14 protein-coding genes are annotated in these 15,334 nt (G+C 36.9%); 7 read left to right on the plus strand and 7 right to left on the minus strand.

Annotated features, from left to right (window positions below; translation table 11 throughout):
* The first annotated feature begins 42 nt into the window (after positions 1-42).
* The 6 genes from HDC90_RS11355 (at position 43) to HDC90_RS11380 (ending at position 7,118) form a co-directional block, all read left to right on the plus strand.
* Entirely contained in the window at positions 43-201 is a 159-nt protein-coding gene (locus HDC90_RS11355; protein ID WP_082458743.1) for a FeoB-associated Cys-rich membrane protein, read from the plus strand.
* 12 nt (positions 202-213) lie between these two features.
* Complete coding sequence (locus HDC90_RS11360) at positions 214-801, plus strand: Crp/Fnr family transcriptional regulator (protein WP_184466420.1); 588 nt, start codon at positions 214-216, stop codon at positions 799-801.
* Positions 802-995: 194 nt separating this feature from the next.
* The gene (locus tag HDC90_RS11365) at positions 996-1,526 is read left to right on the plus strand and encodes a YceI family protein (protein WP_184466422.1); all 531 of its coding nucleotides are present in this window, start codon (positions 996-998) and stop codon (positions 1,524-1,526) included.
* 78 nt (positions 1,527-1,604) lie between these two features.
* The gene (locus tag HDC90_RS11370) at positions 1,605-2,474 is read left to right on the plus strand and encodes a pirin family protein (RefSeq protein ID WP_184466425.1); all 870 of its coding nucleotides are present in this window, start codon (positions 1,605-1,607) and stop codon (positions 2,472-2,474) included.
* Between the two features lie 642 nt (positions 2,475-3,116).
* Positions 3,117-6,521: a glycosyltransferase gene (locus HDC90_RS11375; protein WP_184466427.1), complete on the plus strand. Its 3,405-nt coding sequence runs from the start codon at positions 3,117-3,119 to the stop codon at positions 6,519-6,521.
* 138 nt (positions 6,522-6,659) lie between these two features.
* On the plus strand, positions 6,660-7,118 hold the full coding sequence (locus HDC90_RS11380) for a DUF1440 domain-containing protein (RefSeq protein WP_184466429.1): 459 nt from the start codon (positions 6,660-6,662) through the stop codon (positions 7,116-7,118).
* 6 nt (positions 7,119-7,124) lie between these two features.
* Here HDC90_RS11380 and ispF read toward each other — a convergent pair whose 3' ends face one another.
* Positions 7,125-7,604, minus strand: coding sequence for a 2-C-methyl-D-erythritol 2,4-cyclodiphosphate synthase (ispF, locus tag HDC90_RS11385; RefSeq protein ID WP_108197423.1), 480 nt, complete (start codon positions 7,602-7,604; stop codon positions 7,125-7,127).
* 21 nt (positions 7,605-7,625) lie between these two features.
* Positions 7,626-8,813, minus strand: coding sequence for a type IX secretion system outer membrane channel protein PorV (gene porV / locus HDC90_RS11390; protein WP_184466431.1), 1,188 nt, complete (start codon positions 8,811-8,813; stop codon positions 7,626-7,628).
* A 673-nt stretch (positions 8,814-9,486) separates the two neighbouring features.
* Here porV and HDC90_RS11395 point away from each other — a divergent pair.
* Positions 9,487-11,166 (plus strand): SUMF1/EgtB/PvdO family nonheme iron enzyme, encoded by a 1,680-nt coding sequence (locus tag HDC90_RS11395; RefSeq protein ID WP_184466439.1) that lies wholly within the window; start codon positions 9,487-9,489, stop codon positions 11,164-11,166.
* A gap of 271 nt (positions 11,167-11,437) precedes the next feature.
* On the opposite strand, the gene HDC90_RS11400 is transcribed toward HDC90_RS11395, so the two are convergent.
* From HDC90_RS11400 to HDC90_RS11420, 5 genes are all read right to left on the minus strand, one after another.
* Complete coding sequence (locus HDC90_RS11400; RefSeq protein WP_184466441.1) at positions 11,438-11,938, minus strand: acetyl-CoA carboxylase biotin carboxyl carrier protein subunit; 501 nt, start codon at positions 11,936-11,938, stop codon at positions 11,438-11,440.
* Positions 11,939-11,941: 3 nt separating this feature from the next.
* Positions 11,942-12,559 (minus strand): DUF4159 domain-containing protein, encoded by a 618-nt coding sequence (locus HDC90_RS11405; protein WP_184466522.1) that lies wholly within the window; start codon positions 12,557-12,559, stop codon positions 11,942-11,944.
* 86 nt (positions 12,560-12,645) lie between these two features.
* Positions 12,646-13,350, minus strand: coding sequence for a 16S rRNA (uracil(1498)-N(3))-methyltransferase (locus HDC90_RS11410; RefSeq protein WP_184466443.1), 705 nt, complete (start codon positions 13,348-13,350; stop codon positions 12,646-12,648).
* 8 nt (positions 13,351-13,358) lie between these two features.
* Positions 13,359-14,783 carry a hemolysin family protein gene (locus HDC90_RS11415; protein ID WP_255497612.1) on the minus strand — a complete coding sequence of 475 codons (1,425 nt, stop codon included), beginning with the start codon at positions 14,781-14,783 and terminating at the stop codon, positions 13,359-13,361.
* Positions 14,783-15,334 (minus strand): inorganic diphosphatase, encoded by a 552-nt coding sequence (locus HDC90_RS11420; protein WP_025146339.1) that lies wholly within the window; start codon positions 15,332-15,334, stop codon positions 14,783-14,785. Before HDC90_RS11420 ends, HDC90_RS11415 begins: the two co-directional genes overlap by 1 nt.

The following is a 15,334-nucleotide window of genomic DNA, read 5'->3' on the forward strand; positions in this document are numbered from 1 at the left end:
TCATCTGAACACCTTCCCCCTAAAACCCTTTATATTTGTAGTATGGATATTCAAACGATTTTAGTCTTTTTACTTTTTGCGGTAGCATTGGTATATGTTGGCCGTTTGGTTTTTAAATCTTTACAGGTAAAAAAAGATGGATGCGGCGGTAATTGCAAATGTGGTGTAGATTTTTCCGATATTAAGCCCGTAAAAAAATAATATCCCATCTTTATGATTCATCAGTTCCAAAAATACTTACAGGAAAAAATAGAGATAACTGATGAACAGTTCGAAAGTATATCATCTGCTTTAAAGGTTAAAAAATTCGAGAAAAACGAAATAGTTCAATATACTGGCGATAATTTTAAACACGGATATTTTGTAGGCAAAGGCCTATTACGCGCGTACTCAATTGATGCGAAAGGCAAAGAACATATCCTTCAGTTCGCCCCCGAAAACTGGTTGGTTTCTGATCGCAACAACATGAATAATGAGCCGTCAATATTTTTTATCGATGCCATCGAAGCAACCGAAGCCGTGTTAATGCCCAACAATTTCATGGAAGAAGCAGCCAGGCAAGTACCATGTTTGCAACCCATGCAAATTAAACTACTCAACAATTCGATCCGCTTTATGCAGAAAAGAATTAATATGTTGTTAAGTGCTACGGCCGAAGAAAGATACCTCGATTTTATAAAACTTTACCCTAACCTTACCCTCCGCGTACCCCAATGGATGATCGCCTCTTATCTGGGTATTACCCCCGAATCGCTAAGCCGTGTGAGAAAGGAATTGGCCAATAAACATTTCAGACCATAGATCGCATTTTGAATGAGTGAATGGCTTTTTCAAATCTAACCTTTAAACGTACAACTTTTCAAGCTTTTAACAATCCGTATTTCTATCCTCTTCTCATTCAATTATTTCCCTTTCTTACCATACATCAATCTGTAGTAAAAACCTGCGCTGTACTTTTGTGTTGTAAATATTAAACATCTCAAAAAACAAAAGATATGGCAACTACAAAATGGACATTAGATCCAACCCACAGCGAATTACAATTTAAAGTAAAACACTTAATGATTACTACTGTAACTGGTGGTTTAAAATCTTTCACTGCAGAATTAACATCAGAAGGTGATGAATTTGAAAATGCAGAGATTTCTTTCAAAGGTGATATCGGTTCGATTGATACCGGAAATACAGACCGTGATAACCATTTAAAGAGCGGTGATTTTTTCGATGCCGAAAAATTTGCACACATTGAATTTAAATCTAATTCAGTAGAAAAAGATGGTGGCGATTATATCGTTAAAGGTAACTTAACCATTAAAGGTGAAACTAAACCAGTAAAATTGACCGCAGAATTTGGTGGTATTGCTACCGATCCTTGGGGAAATACCAAAGCAGGCTTTACCTTAAGCGGAAAAATTAATCGTTCTGAATTCGGTTTAACCTGGAATGCCGCATTAGAAACTGGTGGCGTAATGGTAAGTGAAGAAGTTCGCATTTTAGGCGAATTACAGTTTGTGAAAAGTGTATAAGCATAGCGCAAAGGAAAATTAAGCATGGGGTTATAGCTCCATGCCCTATGCACCATGCCTTATTTAAATTTGAAGGTCGTGGAAACAAAACAAATAGAAAAAGTACTAAAAGCCCCCGCCCCACATATGGTTGGCGATGGCTTTAGGGTACACAATTTTTTCCCAAGTGGTTATGAAATCAACATGAGTCCATTTTTCTTAATGGATTATGGGTCAAAGATCGAATTTTCTGCCAGGAAAGAACCACGGGGCGTTGGAGTTCACCCGCACCGGGGTTTCGAAACAGTAACTATTGCCTATCATGGTGCTGTTGCGCATCATGATAGTTCCGGAAACAGCGGGGTAATTTATCCCGGTGATGTACAATGGATGACAGCTGCAAGTGGAGTATTGCACAAAGAATATCATGAAGCGCACTACAGTTTAGCAGGAGGACCTTTTCAAATGGTTCAGCTTTGGATTAATTTACCTGCTAAAGATAAAATGGGTAAACCAAGGTATCAAGCAATTAAACAGGTCGACATGGCTCACTTCGATCTTCCAAAAAACGGAGGGAAAATCGAGATCATTGCTGGTAATTATAATAGTTTAAAAGGCAATGCAAGTACCTTTACACCAATCGAACTGTATAATGCGCGGTTAAATAAAGGCGGTGAAGCGACATTTAGCTTCCCTGAAAATTTTAACACTGGATTTATGGTGATTGAGGGTTTGATCAAAATTAACACAACCGAAACAGCATCTGTGAATGATTTTGTATACTTCAAAAATAAAGGCGAAGAGATTAAAATCGAAGCTTTAGAAAACAGTGTTATTTTGATTTTAAGCGGCGAACCCATAGATGAGCCAATTGTTCAGTATGGTCCGTTTTTAATGAATACTGAAGCCGAGATACATCAAGCCATTGAAGATTATAACCAGGGCAGATTTGGTTATTTAGAAGAGTAAATTGACCATAGTCCTACTGAACTTGTTTCAGCATATTTTATATATAAGACCCCGTCTTAAAATAGCTTAAAAAGCTGGCATTTTTTGTAAAATTTGTCGGCTTTTTTGCCTTTATATTGCAACACGATTCAACAAGAACGGAGATACAGTGCTATGGCCATACTAGATGTAAATGTTGCCAGTCGTTCATTTATAAAAAATTGTAAAAAAGTAATAGGACCCCATCTAAAATCTTTGATGATAAACCCGATAGCAGTGGAGCCGATTTTTCATTGGCTGGAACGAATAGCGGGACTACCATAGCCTATGAAACACTGACATTCATTTCCAAAACCTAAAAATCAATAGAAGGAGCCTACCAGCGGCGAACCTATACTGATGTATAAACCATCCCTATCACAAGAAAGACTTAAGAGATATCTTTATTGCTTGGCGTAACTGCAGCCTATCTCTCCCCTCATAAAAGCAATCTTTTCTGCTAACAATACTAAATAAAATTGCTTTCGCCAACTGATGAATAGATCAATAAAAATATTATCTTCGAGAAGAACTAACGATCTAATCTCGCAACGCTTAATTTGAAATCATTCATCCAATCTTCATATTCGTTAGTGACATTTGATCATAAATCAGAACAGAAAAATGTCCGGAAAACAAATATTTCAAACTGAGACTAAAAGACGCTGGCATGCATTTACCTGGGTAAGCCGTACATTTTTTTTAGTCTTTATTATCGCAATTATCTGCGTGGTGTATACCTTATCTTCAGTACAGGCACCCAATTTGCCATTTATTAATACCAATACACCTTTAACACAAAAACAATTAGAGAAGTTAAAGAAATCGCAACAGTACAAAGATTTCACCATCGAAAAATCGAAACTGCAAAAAATCAAAAAAGATCGTGAGCATCGCATTTTAACGCATCGGGGTAACAACAAGCGTATTAACATGGCTTTTTACGTAAGCTGGGCAGCCTCCAAAGAAAACTCACTATCGGATTTGAAACGCAACATCAGCCATTTAGATATGGTAGCTACAGAATCATTCTTTCTAAATGGTGATTCTATTGTAGATAAAGCAGATACGGCGGCATTGAAGGTAATCCATACTGCTAAAAAATCGGCTATTGCAGTGGTTTCTAATTACAATAAAGACCATTGGGATGGTGCAGCCGTGAGGCGGTTGTTGAACGATCTACCCGCACAACAAAAATTAATCTACGACCTCATCGCAATTACCAAAAAATATGGCTATCGCGGCATCAATATAGATTTCGAGGAACTTAATCTCGAAAACGGTGACAGCTTTAATGCTTTTATGAAAAATCTTTACAGCCAATTTCACGCTGAAAAGCTGATTGTTTCTCAAGATATTTCGCCCGAAAACGACGATTATAAACCAGAAATCCTTCAAAAATATAACGATTACCTCGTCCTGATGGCTTATGATCAGCACACCGAACAAAGTAATGCGGGTGATATTTCACACCAGGAATGGGTAGAAGAAAAACTGGATGATATCTGTAGTAAGGTTGATGCAGACAAAGTAATTCTAGCTCTGGCATGTTACGGTTACGATTGGCCCAAAAATAGCATTGGGAAACCCGTTACTTACGAACAGGCTATGACAATGGCTGTTAATTATAAAAGTAAAATAAACTACGATCCGGCTTCTGCCAATTTAAATTATGCCTATAATGACGGAAGTGGAATTAAACATGAAGTTTACTTTACTGATGCCGCAACCTATTTTAATTTAATCCGCAAAGCTGATGATTGGGATATTGCAGGTGTGGCGCTATGGCGTTTAGGCTCTGAAGACAAACGTTTATGGTCTTTTATTTCCAATGATCTTAGTTTAGATACCTTAAAGAAAAAACCATTCGATTTACGCAAAATTGCTTCCTTAAACATGGGTGGCATCTCCTACCTAGGTGATGGTGAAATTCTGGATCTGATTTCTACCCCCACACCAGGAAGTGTAAAGTTTACCTTAAATAAAGACAATTTCTCCATTGCCGATCAAAAATATACCCGACTACCGGAGCAATATGTAATTAAAAGATTTGGAGAGGCCGATAAAAAAATTGCCTTAACCTTTGATGATGGCCCCGATCCCGTTTATACGCCCCAGGTGTTAAATATTTTGAAACAGGAAAAAGTACCAGGCTGTTTCTTTGTGGTTGGGATTATGGCCGAAAAAAATATGGAACTGTTAAGACAGGAATATAATGATGGTTATGAAATTGGAAACCATACTTTTTTCCATCCTGATATGTCGGCCATCGGACCAAGACGGGTAAAATTCGAACTAAATGCTACACGTAGGTTAATTGAAGCCGTTACTGGCCACAGTACAATTTTATTCCGTGCACCATTTAACGCTGATGCAGAGCCACAGAATATTTCCGAAATTTTACCAGTTGCACAAAGCCGCAAAGAGAATTACATCAATATCGGTGAGTATATCGATCCTGAAGATTGGGAACCGGGTAAAACTGCAGATCAGATTTTTAACGAGGTGGTAAAACAGCAGGACAATGGTAATATCCTTTTGCTTCATGATGCCGGTGGAAACCGTGAAGCTACTGTTGCAGCCTTGCCGCGGATTATTAAATTCTTTAAAGCAAAGGGCTATACATTTACAACGGTTGGCGATTTAATGGGTAAAAAAAGATCGGAACTCATGCCTGCTGTAAAATCTACCGCAAATAGTGGTTTTTCAGGCTCTGGCGATTACTTTTTTATCAATTTCTTTTATTATGGCAACATGATTTTAAACATCATATTTTCTGTTGCTATTGTACTTGCTATCTTAAGGACCATATTTATTGCTTATTTAGCTATCAGACAGCGAAAAAGAGCGAAACGCAATGTGGGTAAATTAATACAGCATCCTTCAGAAAAGGTAAGCATTATCATTCCTGCATACAATGAAGAAATTACTGCAGTTCAAACCATAAATAGTCTTTTAAAAACCACCTATCCTGATTTTGAATTAATTTTTGTAGATGATGGCTCGAAAGATAAAACCTTTGAAATCATTAACGAACACTTTGGCAACCACCCTCAGGTAAAGGTTTTCAGTAAGGCAAACGGTGGCAAAGCTTCGGCCTTAAATTACGGCATATCAAAAGCTACTTCAGATTTTGTGGTATGTATAGATGCCGATACGCAATTAAAAAACGATGCAGTTACCGAGTTAATGCGGTATTTCTATAGTGAGAAAATAGCTGCGGTAGCGGGAACGGTAAAAGTTGGAAATGCCAACAACATCATTACCAAGTGGCAGTCTATCGAATATATTACTGCTCAAAACATGGATAGACGGGCTTTTGACTTATTAAATACAATTACCGTTGTACCAGGGGCAATAGGTGCCTTTAGAAAAAATGTGATCTTAGAAATAGGCGGATTTACCATCGATACTCTTGCCGAAGATTGCGATTTAACCATGCGTATTTTACGGGCAGGTTACAAGGTTAAAAACTGTGACAATGCGATTGCTTATACTGAAGCACCAGAAACGGTGAGCATGTTGCTTAAACAACGTTTCCGCTGGAGCTTTGGCGTAATGCAAAGCTTCTGGAAAAACAGAAAAACACTACTGAACAAGAAATACGGCTATTTTGGAATGGTGGGTATGCCAAATATTTTGATTTACCAGATCATATTACCTTTATTTTCGCCACTTGCCGATCTTTTTATGCTTATTTCCTTAATTAGTGGTCTCTTTTCACTAAGCGCTATTAATAATTTAACCCTAACCGGATTTTCAGGGATTTTAAGTTTGCATAACGGTTTTGGTCAGGTACTTTTCTATTACATTATTTTTATAGTTGTAGATATGATTTTTGCTGCAATCGCTTTCCGCATGGAAAAAGAGAAGTATAGAAATTTACTTTACATCTTCCCACAGCGTTTTTTCTGGAGACAATTAATGTATATTGTGCTGTTCCGTTCGTTCAGGAAAGCTATAAAAGGCGAACTAGAAACCTGGGGTACAATAAAAAGAACAGGAAATGTTAAGGAACAGGTAGCATAGTTACTTCCAGTCCTTAAAAAGAAGTCAAGTTTTAATAGCCAATGTGTTATAAAAACTTGACTTCTTTGGTTATCCACCTCACCCTAAAAAACATAAACATTTAATAACAAGCTATTTAAAAAAACATTATTATTGTTAATGGAAAAATCTAACCAAAACTCATTTTCCTTTAAAAAGGTTTTATTAATTGCGCTTATTGCTGGAACATTAGATGGAACGGCAGCAGTAATATTTTTAGGAAAGATGAATTTTATGAAGGTATTTCAATACATCTCCAGCGCTATTATGGGACCAGAAGCTTTTGCCGGCGGTATTAAAACAGCGCTAATCGGATTAGCTTTTCACTACTTTATTGCCTTTAGCTTTACATTGGTTTTCACAATAGCATCAACAAAAACGCCTGTTCTACGAAAAAATATCATCCTATCGGGAATAATTTATGGCATTGTGGTATGGACCATCATGCCCCTATTAATTGTTCCGCTAACTAAAATACCAGCTGCACCATTTCACTACGAAAGGGCAATTTTAAATGTTGTTATTCTAATTTTCTGTATTGGCTTGCCGATTTCTTACTTAACCTCGAAAAAATTCTAATGTTAATTAAGGTTTTTCTATCAGGCAGACAGCATAGGAAACAACGCCCTCTTCTCTGCCAATAAAGCCCATTTGTTCATTGGTTGTTGCTTTTATCGAAATATCTTCAGTAGAAATTCCAATTGCATCAGCAATATTTTGCTGCATGGCAGGAATATGGGGATTAATTTTTGGCGCTTCTAAACAAAGCATCGCATCGATATTGCCAATTTGCCATCCTTTTTCGGCCAGCAATTTAACTGTTTCTTTCAATAAGATGATGCTACTGATACCTTTCCACCTATCATCTGTATTCTTAAAATGAAAACCAATATCGCGAAGGTTAGCAGCACCTAAAAGTGCGTCGCAGATGGCGTGAAGAAGAACATCGGCATCCGAATGGCCAAAAGCACCTTTATGATGATCTAATGTAACGCCACCAACAACAAAAGGGTGTTGATCTTTTAATTGATGTACATCAAATCCGAAACCTACTCTAATTTTCATGTTTATTTGCTTTAATCTTTTTTATCTTTTGCTTTTATTCTCGCCAAAGTTAAACAATAGACCAAAACGTAAGGTATTTGCAAGTGGACTAGTCTGTGCATTTGCAATTAAATAAGAGAAATCGATGTTAAAAACGTTGTATTTTAACCCAAGTCCTAGCGTAAAATAGCGACTATCGCCTTTCATTGGACTTTGGTAGTTGTAACCAGCTCTAACGGCAAACTGTTGGTTGTACCAGTATTCTAATCCGGTTGAAATTCCAACTTCTTTCAGTTCTTCACTAAAACCACCAGGAGCATCACTAAACGATCCGAAAATTCCTGCAGGAACCGATCGGTTTGGATCTTTTCCGCTTACGATTTTGTTATTCGAATCGTATATAGGCTGTGTTGGTACCAAAAGTTTATTAAAATCGAGGGCGAAGGTTAAAGTACTAAAATCATCCATCGTGATTGTCGACGCTCCCCCTAGTTTAAAATTGGTAGGTAAAAAGAAATTCTCTCCTCCATCAGAATAGCTCATTTTAGTTCCTATGTTGGAAATATTAGCGCCAGCAGAAAGAATAGCCTGTTTACCAAATAATGTAGTAGCTGTCTTGTACAATCCTGAAACATCAACCGCTACAGCATTTCCGCTGTGTACTTGCCCGGAAGATGAAAACTGACCTGAAGCTAAATTCGAATAAATATATCTTAATGAAGTTCCTAATGAAAATTCTTTACCAAAGTTACGTGCAAAAGAAACATCAAAAGCCAATTCACTAGGATTGGAGATCCCTAGGTCCTGTTGATTAATATCTGTTAGCTGAATCGAACCCAAAGAAAAATACCTCAATGATGCTCCAATGGTGTTACGATCATCTAATTTATAAAATCCGCTCAGGTAAGCAAGATTAATATCTGGTACCAAGCTCTTTAACCATGGGCTGTAAGAAATAGAAAAACCATAAGGTTTATCTAAAAAGGCAAGTTTCGAGGCATTTATACTTGAAGAGTTTACATCACCAGGAACAGCTACGCCAGCATCTCCCATAGCTCCGGCGCGGGCATCAGGTGTAATGAGCAGAAACGGAACTGCCGTTATAATATTATTCGACTCGCTACCGTTTGTTTGGGTATTGCCTATGGTTACTTGGGCATTTGTTTTACCAAACACCAAGGCCATTGAGAGTGCAGAAAAAGCAAGTTTACTAATGTACTTGAAATTCATCCTTTTAAGGTACGTAATTTTAGATTTGGGTATTTAGCAATAACTGGAGAATATATTCTGTAACGTAAAACCAAACCTTATATTTTACCAAATTACGAATTCTAAGATTATTTACTAATTAAACCTACGATTTTTACATATCGGTGTGACTGCAAAAAACGCAAACACAAGGATAATAACAACTTAGCGCTATAAATCGAATTCATTTTTCTCCTTATATCATTACGATTATTTTAATTCACCCGATTTGAGCGCTATAATTTAAAACTCAAATATGGATAATTTATTTGCAATCTCTGCAAATCCTTAATCGTTAGGCTAATTTTGCAGTTGATTAAATTATAGGCTTACGGCAACGCTAATAATATAAATTTCAATAAAATACACGCTCAATTTAAACAGATTCAGAATAAAAATATTTTTTGAAATGTCTAAGTTAGGCTAATATTATCCAACACCTAAGCACCACAAACAAATGTTTTATCTTCCTTATTTATAATTATTTAGCATTAAATTTACCTAAAAAACAAACAGACACAATACACTTTAAAATAATACGTTATCACTCAAAAATATAATCGATATTTTATTATCACATTATTTATATATTCATTTAAAATTGTTTAATTTTATCGATTGAATCCCCATAGGGACGATATTCCCAACGTACTATATGAAAAAACTATTACTATATTCTTTTACTTGTTTATCATTAGCCGCCTTGCTTTCGAGTTGTAGCTCAAAAAGTGCGAGTTCTAGCAAAACAGGTATTCCTTACGCAGATAGGAAGAGTAAAAACAACCAATCTGGTGCTTTTGCTGTAGCTACTCAATACAAGAGAGCTCCAGGGCCTGGCTTAATTCCAATTGAAGGTGGGGTTTTGGTAGTGGGTGGTAGTGCCATCGAAGTGCCAGGTGTTGAGCCAAATATCTACAACTACAAAAGACAGGTTACTGTGCCATCTTTTTATATGGATGAAACCGAAGTATCTAATACCGATTGGTTAGAATACTTACATTGGATCAGATATAACTACCCTGAAGATCGTGAGTTTTATTATAATGAACTTCCTGATACTTTAGTATGGCGCCGTGCATTATCTTATAACGAGCCTTATGTAGATAACTATTTAAGGCACCCAGCTTATCGTGATTATCCGGTTGTAGGTGTTTCATGGGAGCAGGCATCTCGTTACTGCGAATGGAGAACTTCAAGAGCTAATGAGTTTATTCTACGTGAAAAAGGAATTTTAACTGATTATAAAACTTTAGCTGGAAATGGAAAAGGCAATACTGCTACAACAGCTGCTGCAACTCCAAAGCCAGATAAACCATTTAATACAGATGCCTATTTAAACGGCCAGTACGATGATAAAGGTAAAAATGCACCGATTGATTACAATACAAAAGCTGGCGCAGCTACCACAACCGCAGGAGGAACTGCTGCAACTACAGGAGGCAAAAACGGTCAGCCAAGAAGAACTGCAACATTAGAGGATGGTGTAATTATGCAACCTTATCGTTTACCAACGGAAGCAGAGTGGGAATATGCTGCTCTAGGCTTAATTGGCAATACGGAATATGAGAACATCAACCAGAACAAAATTTACCCTTGGAATGGTTTAGGTGTTAGTTCGGCCAAAAAGAAAACCAGAGGTATGATTCAGGCCAACTTTAAAAGAGCGCCTGGAGATTATATGGGTGTTGGCGGTTCATTAAATGATAAAGGAGATTTAACGGTTCCGGTTATTCAATATGCGCCGAACGATTTCGGCTTATATAATATGGCAGGAAACGTGAATGAATGGGTTAACGATGTGTACAGAACAGGTACATTCACTGATGCAGATGCGTTTAATCCTTATCGCGGTAACTACTTCACCAATAAAAAACTAGAAGATTCTCAAAGCGGGAAAATTGCATTAGATAAATATGGTAATCCTATTAAGGAAAATGCATATGCCGGAAGAAAACAAACCTGGGCAGAAAAACAGGCACAGGCGAAACGTTCCGATTCGATTTCAAAATCAACTGATCCACAATCTCCGGTAGCATCAACCAGCTATCAGGCCGATCAAAGGGGTTATCGTGACAGACAAAATACTTTGCTTAACGAAGAAGGTGTAACACTGGTAAACGATAAATCCAGAGTTTATAAAGGTGGCTCTTGGAACGATATGGCTTACTGGTTAAACCCAGCAACACGCCGTTTTATGCAGCAAGATGAATCATCAGCAGAAGTCGGTTTCCGTTGTGCCATGACGATGCTTGGGGCTCCAGAAATTAGTACTGTAGGTAAAAGAAATTTCAAAAATCCTCCTCAAAAACCTTATAGGGTAAGCAGAGGTAAATAAAAAGGAAAGTCCCGACATTAAATCGGGACTTTTTTATGCTTTATAATTTTATTTTTTTGTGCGTGGTGGCTTCTTAGTGAATATTTTATCATTATTTAGTTAAGGGAATTAAGATTAGTCATAGACATAATCTAAACCTAGTGGCTTATTAGGTATTTAGGCGGCAAAGGAATACAATATAAGCATATTAGCTCACCATTAAGAAGTTAAGGGCATTAAAACTTTCTATGGAAAACAACCTTAATACCTTAATGGTAAAAAGACAAAAGGGTTATTTAAATTGAATCAAAATCTGGTTTTTCTCTACCTTATCGCCTTGTTTAATCAATATCTTCTTGATTGTACCATCAGTTGATGATTTTAAGATATTTTCCATTTTCATCGCTTCGAGCACAAGCAGGTTATCGCCTTTCTTTATTTCGGCGTTTTCTTCAACCAATACCTTTAATACTAAACCAGGCATTGGTGCTTTAATCTCAGAAACTTTATTAGCGGTTAAATTATCGAGCCCCAATTGTTTTAACAAAACGTCGAACTGATCTTCGATGTTAATCTGATAAATATTGCCATTTACCTTTACTTTACAGTTTTTTTCAGCCTTATTTATTTCAACAAGTTCTGTGTTAAAAGACCTGTTTTGGTATAGAACATGCGTATTGCGATGTCCGAGCGTACTTAGATCGAGCTGAACCTGTTCTCCATTTACTAAAAAAGCTGAATCCTTATTCTCAATTTCGAATAAAAACTGATCGTTTACTTTTACTTTATACATGGCTTATTGAGTTAAGGCATATTGAACCAGATTAGCGCCCATTTTAAGCGCTTTTGTCCGTGTTTCTTGCGTATCTTCAGGATAAGTACCAAAATCTTCCCAACCGTTACCTAAATCACATTCGTAGGTGTAATAACACACAATTCTTCCCTTGTAAATCAAGGCAAATCCCTGGGGTCTTTTATTATCATGCTCATGGATTTTAGGTAAACCTCCCGGGAACTTAAATTTTTGGTTATATAATGCATGGTTAGCCGGCAATTCAACAAAACTAAGTTCTGGAAATACCTTTTTCATCTGCGGGCGGATAAATTTATCCAATCCATAATTATCGTCTATATGAAGAAAGCCACCACCCGTAAGGTACTGCCTCAAATTTTTAATTTCCTGATCGTTAAAAACTACGTTTCCGTGGCCAGTCATATAAACAAATGGATAGTTAAAAATTTCCTTTGAGCCTACTTCTACGATGCTTTCTTCAGCATAAAAATTAGTCTTCAGATTGGCATTGCAATATGCAATTAAATTGGGTAAAGCTGTTCTGTCTGCATACCAATCGCCACCACCGTTATACTTTAATTTAGCCATACGGTAGGTTGGAGGAATAAAAGCGCAAAGCATAAAACTTAAAGCTAAAAGGCCAAAGCTTAAAGCCAATGTCGGAAATTTGGGAAACTGAAAACTGAAAACTGAAAACTTCAAACTGATTATCGGTTAAGGTAATTGATTTCAAAACAAACAGATAAAGCAGCCGTTTCTGTGCGCAATCTATTATCACCTAAAGTTAATGCTTTAAAGCCTTTGTTCAAAGCTAAATTAACTTCATCAGGTGTGAAATCTCCTTCAGGACCAATAAGAACTAAATATTTTTGATGTGGAGCCACAAGTTTAGATATATATTGTTTTTCTCCGTTATCAATGCAATGCGCAATTAGTTTATCGCCATCAAACGATTCTTTCAAAAAAGCATCAAAAGAAATAGCATCGTTTAATTTGGGATGATAAGCTTTAATTGATTGTTTTACGGCAGAAGTAATCACTTTATTCAGGCGATCTTCTTTAACTACTCTTCGCTCCGATCTATCGGTAATGATTGGTGTAATTTCATCAATACCCAACTCTGTAGCTTTCTCTAAAAACCATTCGATACGGTCGATATTTTTAGTTGGTGCAACAGCAATGTGCAAGTAATGATTTCTTTTATGAAACTCAGTTTCTACTTTTAAAATAGATAAAGAAACCTTTTTTGGATTATCGGTAGTAATTTCAGCAGTGTAAAAGCCCCCTTTTCCATCAACTAAGTTAACAATTGAGCCAACGGTAAGGCGAAGCACCCTAACACAGTGTTTACTCTCTTCTTCGTTAAGTGTGTAGGTATTTTGGGTTATATCTGGTGTATAAAAAATATGCATAGTTGAAATTAATGATTATCAACCATATCTGCTTTATTGATCACCAATTCTAACTTGATTGTTTCGATATTCTGTTCCGTCTTTTTAAGGATTGTAAACAGGTAGCCGTAAGATTCCGTACTTTCGCCTACTTCAGGAATGCGTTCAAAAACGTGAGAAACCAATCCACCAATGGTATCGAAATCTTCATCCTCTGGTAAATCGTGAGGCAAATGCTCATTTACGTCATATACTGTAGCAAATGCATTTACAATAAATTCATTATCTGAAACTTTTTCTACCAGCGGTTTTTCTTCATCGTATTCATCCTGGATTTCTCCAACAAGCTCTTCAACAATATCTTCTAAGGTAACCATGCCCGCTGTACCGCCAAACTCGTCTAAAACGATAGCAATCTGTATGCGGTTACTTTGCAACTCGCTCATCAGATCGTTAATTTTCTTGGTTTCTGTAACGAAATATGGTTTTCTGATGATGTCGTTTAATGTCCAGTGCTGGTTACCTGCTGCAACTAATGGTAGAATATCTTTTGCATGGATAATCCCTACAATTTTATCCATAATATCATCGTAAACCGGCAAGCGGGAATATCCTTCTTTAATAATCGTATCAATCACTTCTTCTTTCGGAGAAGTTAACTCAATGCCAGAAATCTTGGTTCGGGGTACCATGATATTCTTAACCACACGCTCATTAAAATCGAATACATTTTTAATCAGCTCATGTTCATTATTATCTAACGCACCACTTTCTTTACCCTGATCCAATAAATATTGAAGTTCTTCGGTGCTGTGCAGCGATTCGTGCCCACTGGAGGTGTCGATTCCGAATGGCTTAAGGATAATGGCGGCAAGACTATTTAGCGTCCAAATGAAGGGCTTAAACACCACATAAAACAATTGAAGTGGTACAGAAACGAAAAGCGTTGTAGCTACAGGCCTTTGGATAGCAAAAGATTTTGGTGCTAATTCGCCAAATACAATATGCATAATTGTAATGAGCGAAAAGGCAACGATTGTAGAAGCAGTGTGGATAGAAGCATCGCTTAAACCCCACTCCAAACTATCGAAAAGATTTTTGAAAATGGTATGCATAACGCCTTCACCTACCCAACCTAGGCCAAGTGATGCTAGCGTTATGCCTAGCTGTGTGGCGGCCAAATACCCGTCAAGATTATGAATAATCCCTTTGGCCATTTTGCCTACACGACTGCCTGTTTTTGCTTTAATTTCAATTTGTGATGCGCGAACTTTTACAATAGCAAACTCTGCTGCAACAAAAAATCCGTTAAGTAACACCAAAAATAATGCAAAGAATAATCGCCAACCTACAGAAGTGGTATCGGGTTCCTGTATAGCAACCAAAACTACGTTTGTGGGCAGTATTGCACTTAGCTCTAAATTTAAAAACAAACAGACCGTGGGTAAATCCATTAAGCTAATTCTCTAAATGTTGTATTATAAAGTTCTATGCTTTCTTTAATTACTTTATGCGCATAACGAACACCAAGTAAATGTTCGATCGTTACATTTTTATCCTCTAATGCTTTATAATCCTGAAAGAAACGAACAATCTCTTTCATTTGGTGTGGAGGCAACTCATCTAAATCGTTGATATAGTTTACCGACATATCGTGAGCAGCTACAGCAATGATTTTATCATCCTGTTCGCCATTATCAACCATATGCATTACACCAACCACTTTAGCTTCAATCAATGTCATTGGATAAACATCTACTGAACAAAGTACTAAAATATCTAACGGATCTTTATCATCGCAATAAGTTTGCGGGATAAAACCATAGTTTGCAGGATACATTACTGATGAAAAAAGAACCCTGTCTAACTTAATTAAGCCAGATTCTTTATCTATTTCGTATTTTGCTTTTGAACCTTTTGGAATTTCAATAATTGCGTTTACAATTTCTGGAACATTGTGCCCAGGAGATACGCTATGCCACGCGTGATGATCGTCTTTTGCCAT

The sequence above is a fragment of the Pedobacter sp. AK013 genome (assembly GCF_014205835.1).
Lineage (GTDB): Bacteria > Bacteroidota > Bacteroidia > Sphingobacteriales > Sphingobacteriaceae > Pedobacter.

What these genes read in the sequence shown, in the direction of transcription:
- HDC90_RS11395 (WP_184466439.1), top strand. Translation starts at nt 9,487, where the DNA reads ATGAAAAAACTATTACTATATTCTTTTACTTGTTTATCATTAGCCGCC.
- HDC90_RS11405 (WP_184466522.1), bottom strand. Translation starts at nt 12,559, where the DNA reads ATGCTTTGCGCTTTTATTCCTCCAACCTACCGTATGGCTAAATTAAAG.
- HDC90_RS11400 (WP_184466441.1), bottom strand. Translation starts at nt 11,938, where the DNA reads ATGTATAAAGTAAAAGTAAACGATCAGTTTTTATTCGAAATTGAGAAT.
- HDC90_RS11375 (WP_184466427.1), top strand. Translation starts at nt 3,117, where the DNA reads ATGTCCGGAAAACAAATATTTCAAACTGAGACTAAAAGACGCTGGCAT.
- HDC90_RS11415 (WP_255497612.1), bottom strand. Translation starts at nt 14,783, where the DNA reads ATGGATTTACCCACGGTCTGTTTGTTTTTAAATTTAGAGCTAAGTGCA.
- ispF (WP_108197423.1), bottom strand. Translation starts at nt 7,604, where the DNA reads ATGAAAATTAGAGTAGGTTTCGGATTTGATGTACATCAATTAAAAGAT.
- HDC90_RS11420 (WP_025146339.1), bottom strand. Translation starts at nt 15,334, where the DNA reads ATGGCAAAAGACGATCATCACGCGTGGCATAGCGTATCTCCTGGGCAC.
- HDC90_RS11355 (WP_082458743.1), top strand. Translation starts at nt 43, where the DNA reads ATGGATATTCAAACGATTTTAGTCTTTTTACTTTTTGCGGTAGCATTG.
- HDC90_RS11410 (WP_184466443.1), bottom strand. Translation starts at nt 13,350, where the DNA reads ATGCATATTTTTTATACACCAGATATAACCCAAAATACCTACACACTT.
- HDC90_RS11380 (WP_184466429.1), top strand. Translation starts at nt 6,660, where the DNA reads ATGGAAAAATCTAACCAAAACTCATTTTCCTTTAAAAAGGTTTTATTA.
- HDC90_RS11360 (WP_184466420.1), top strand. Translation starts at nt 214, where the DNA reads ATGATTCATCAGTTCCAAAAATACTTACAGGAAAAAATAGAGATAACT.
- porV (WP_184466431.1), bottom strand. Translation starts at nt 8,813, where the DNA reads ATGAATTTCAAGTACATTAGTAAACTTGCTTTTTCTGCACTCTCAATG.
- HDC90_RS11365 (WP_184466422.1), top strand. Translation starts at nt 996, where the DNA reads ATGGCAACTACAAAATGGACATTAGATCCAACCCACAGCGAATTACAA.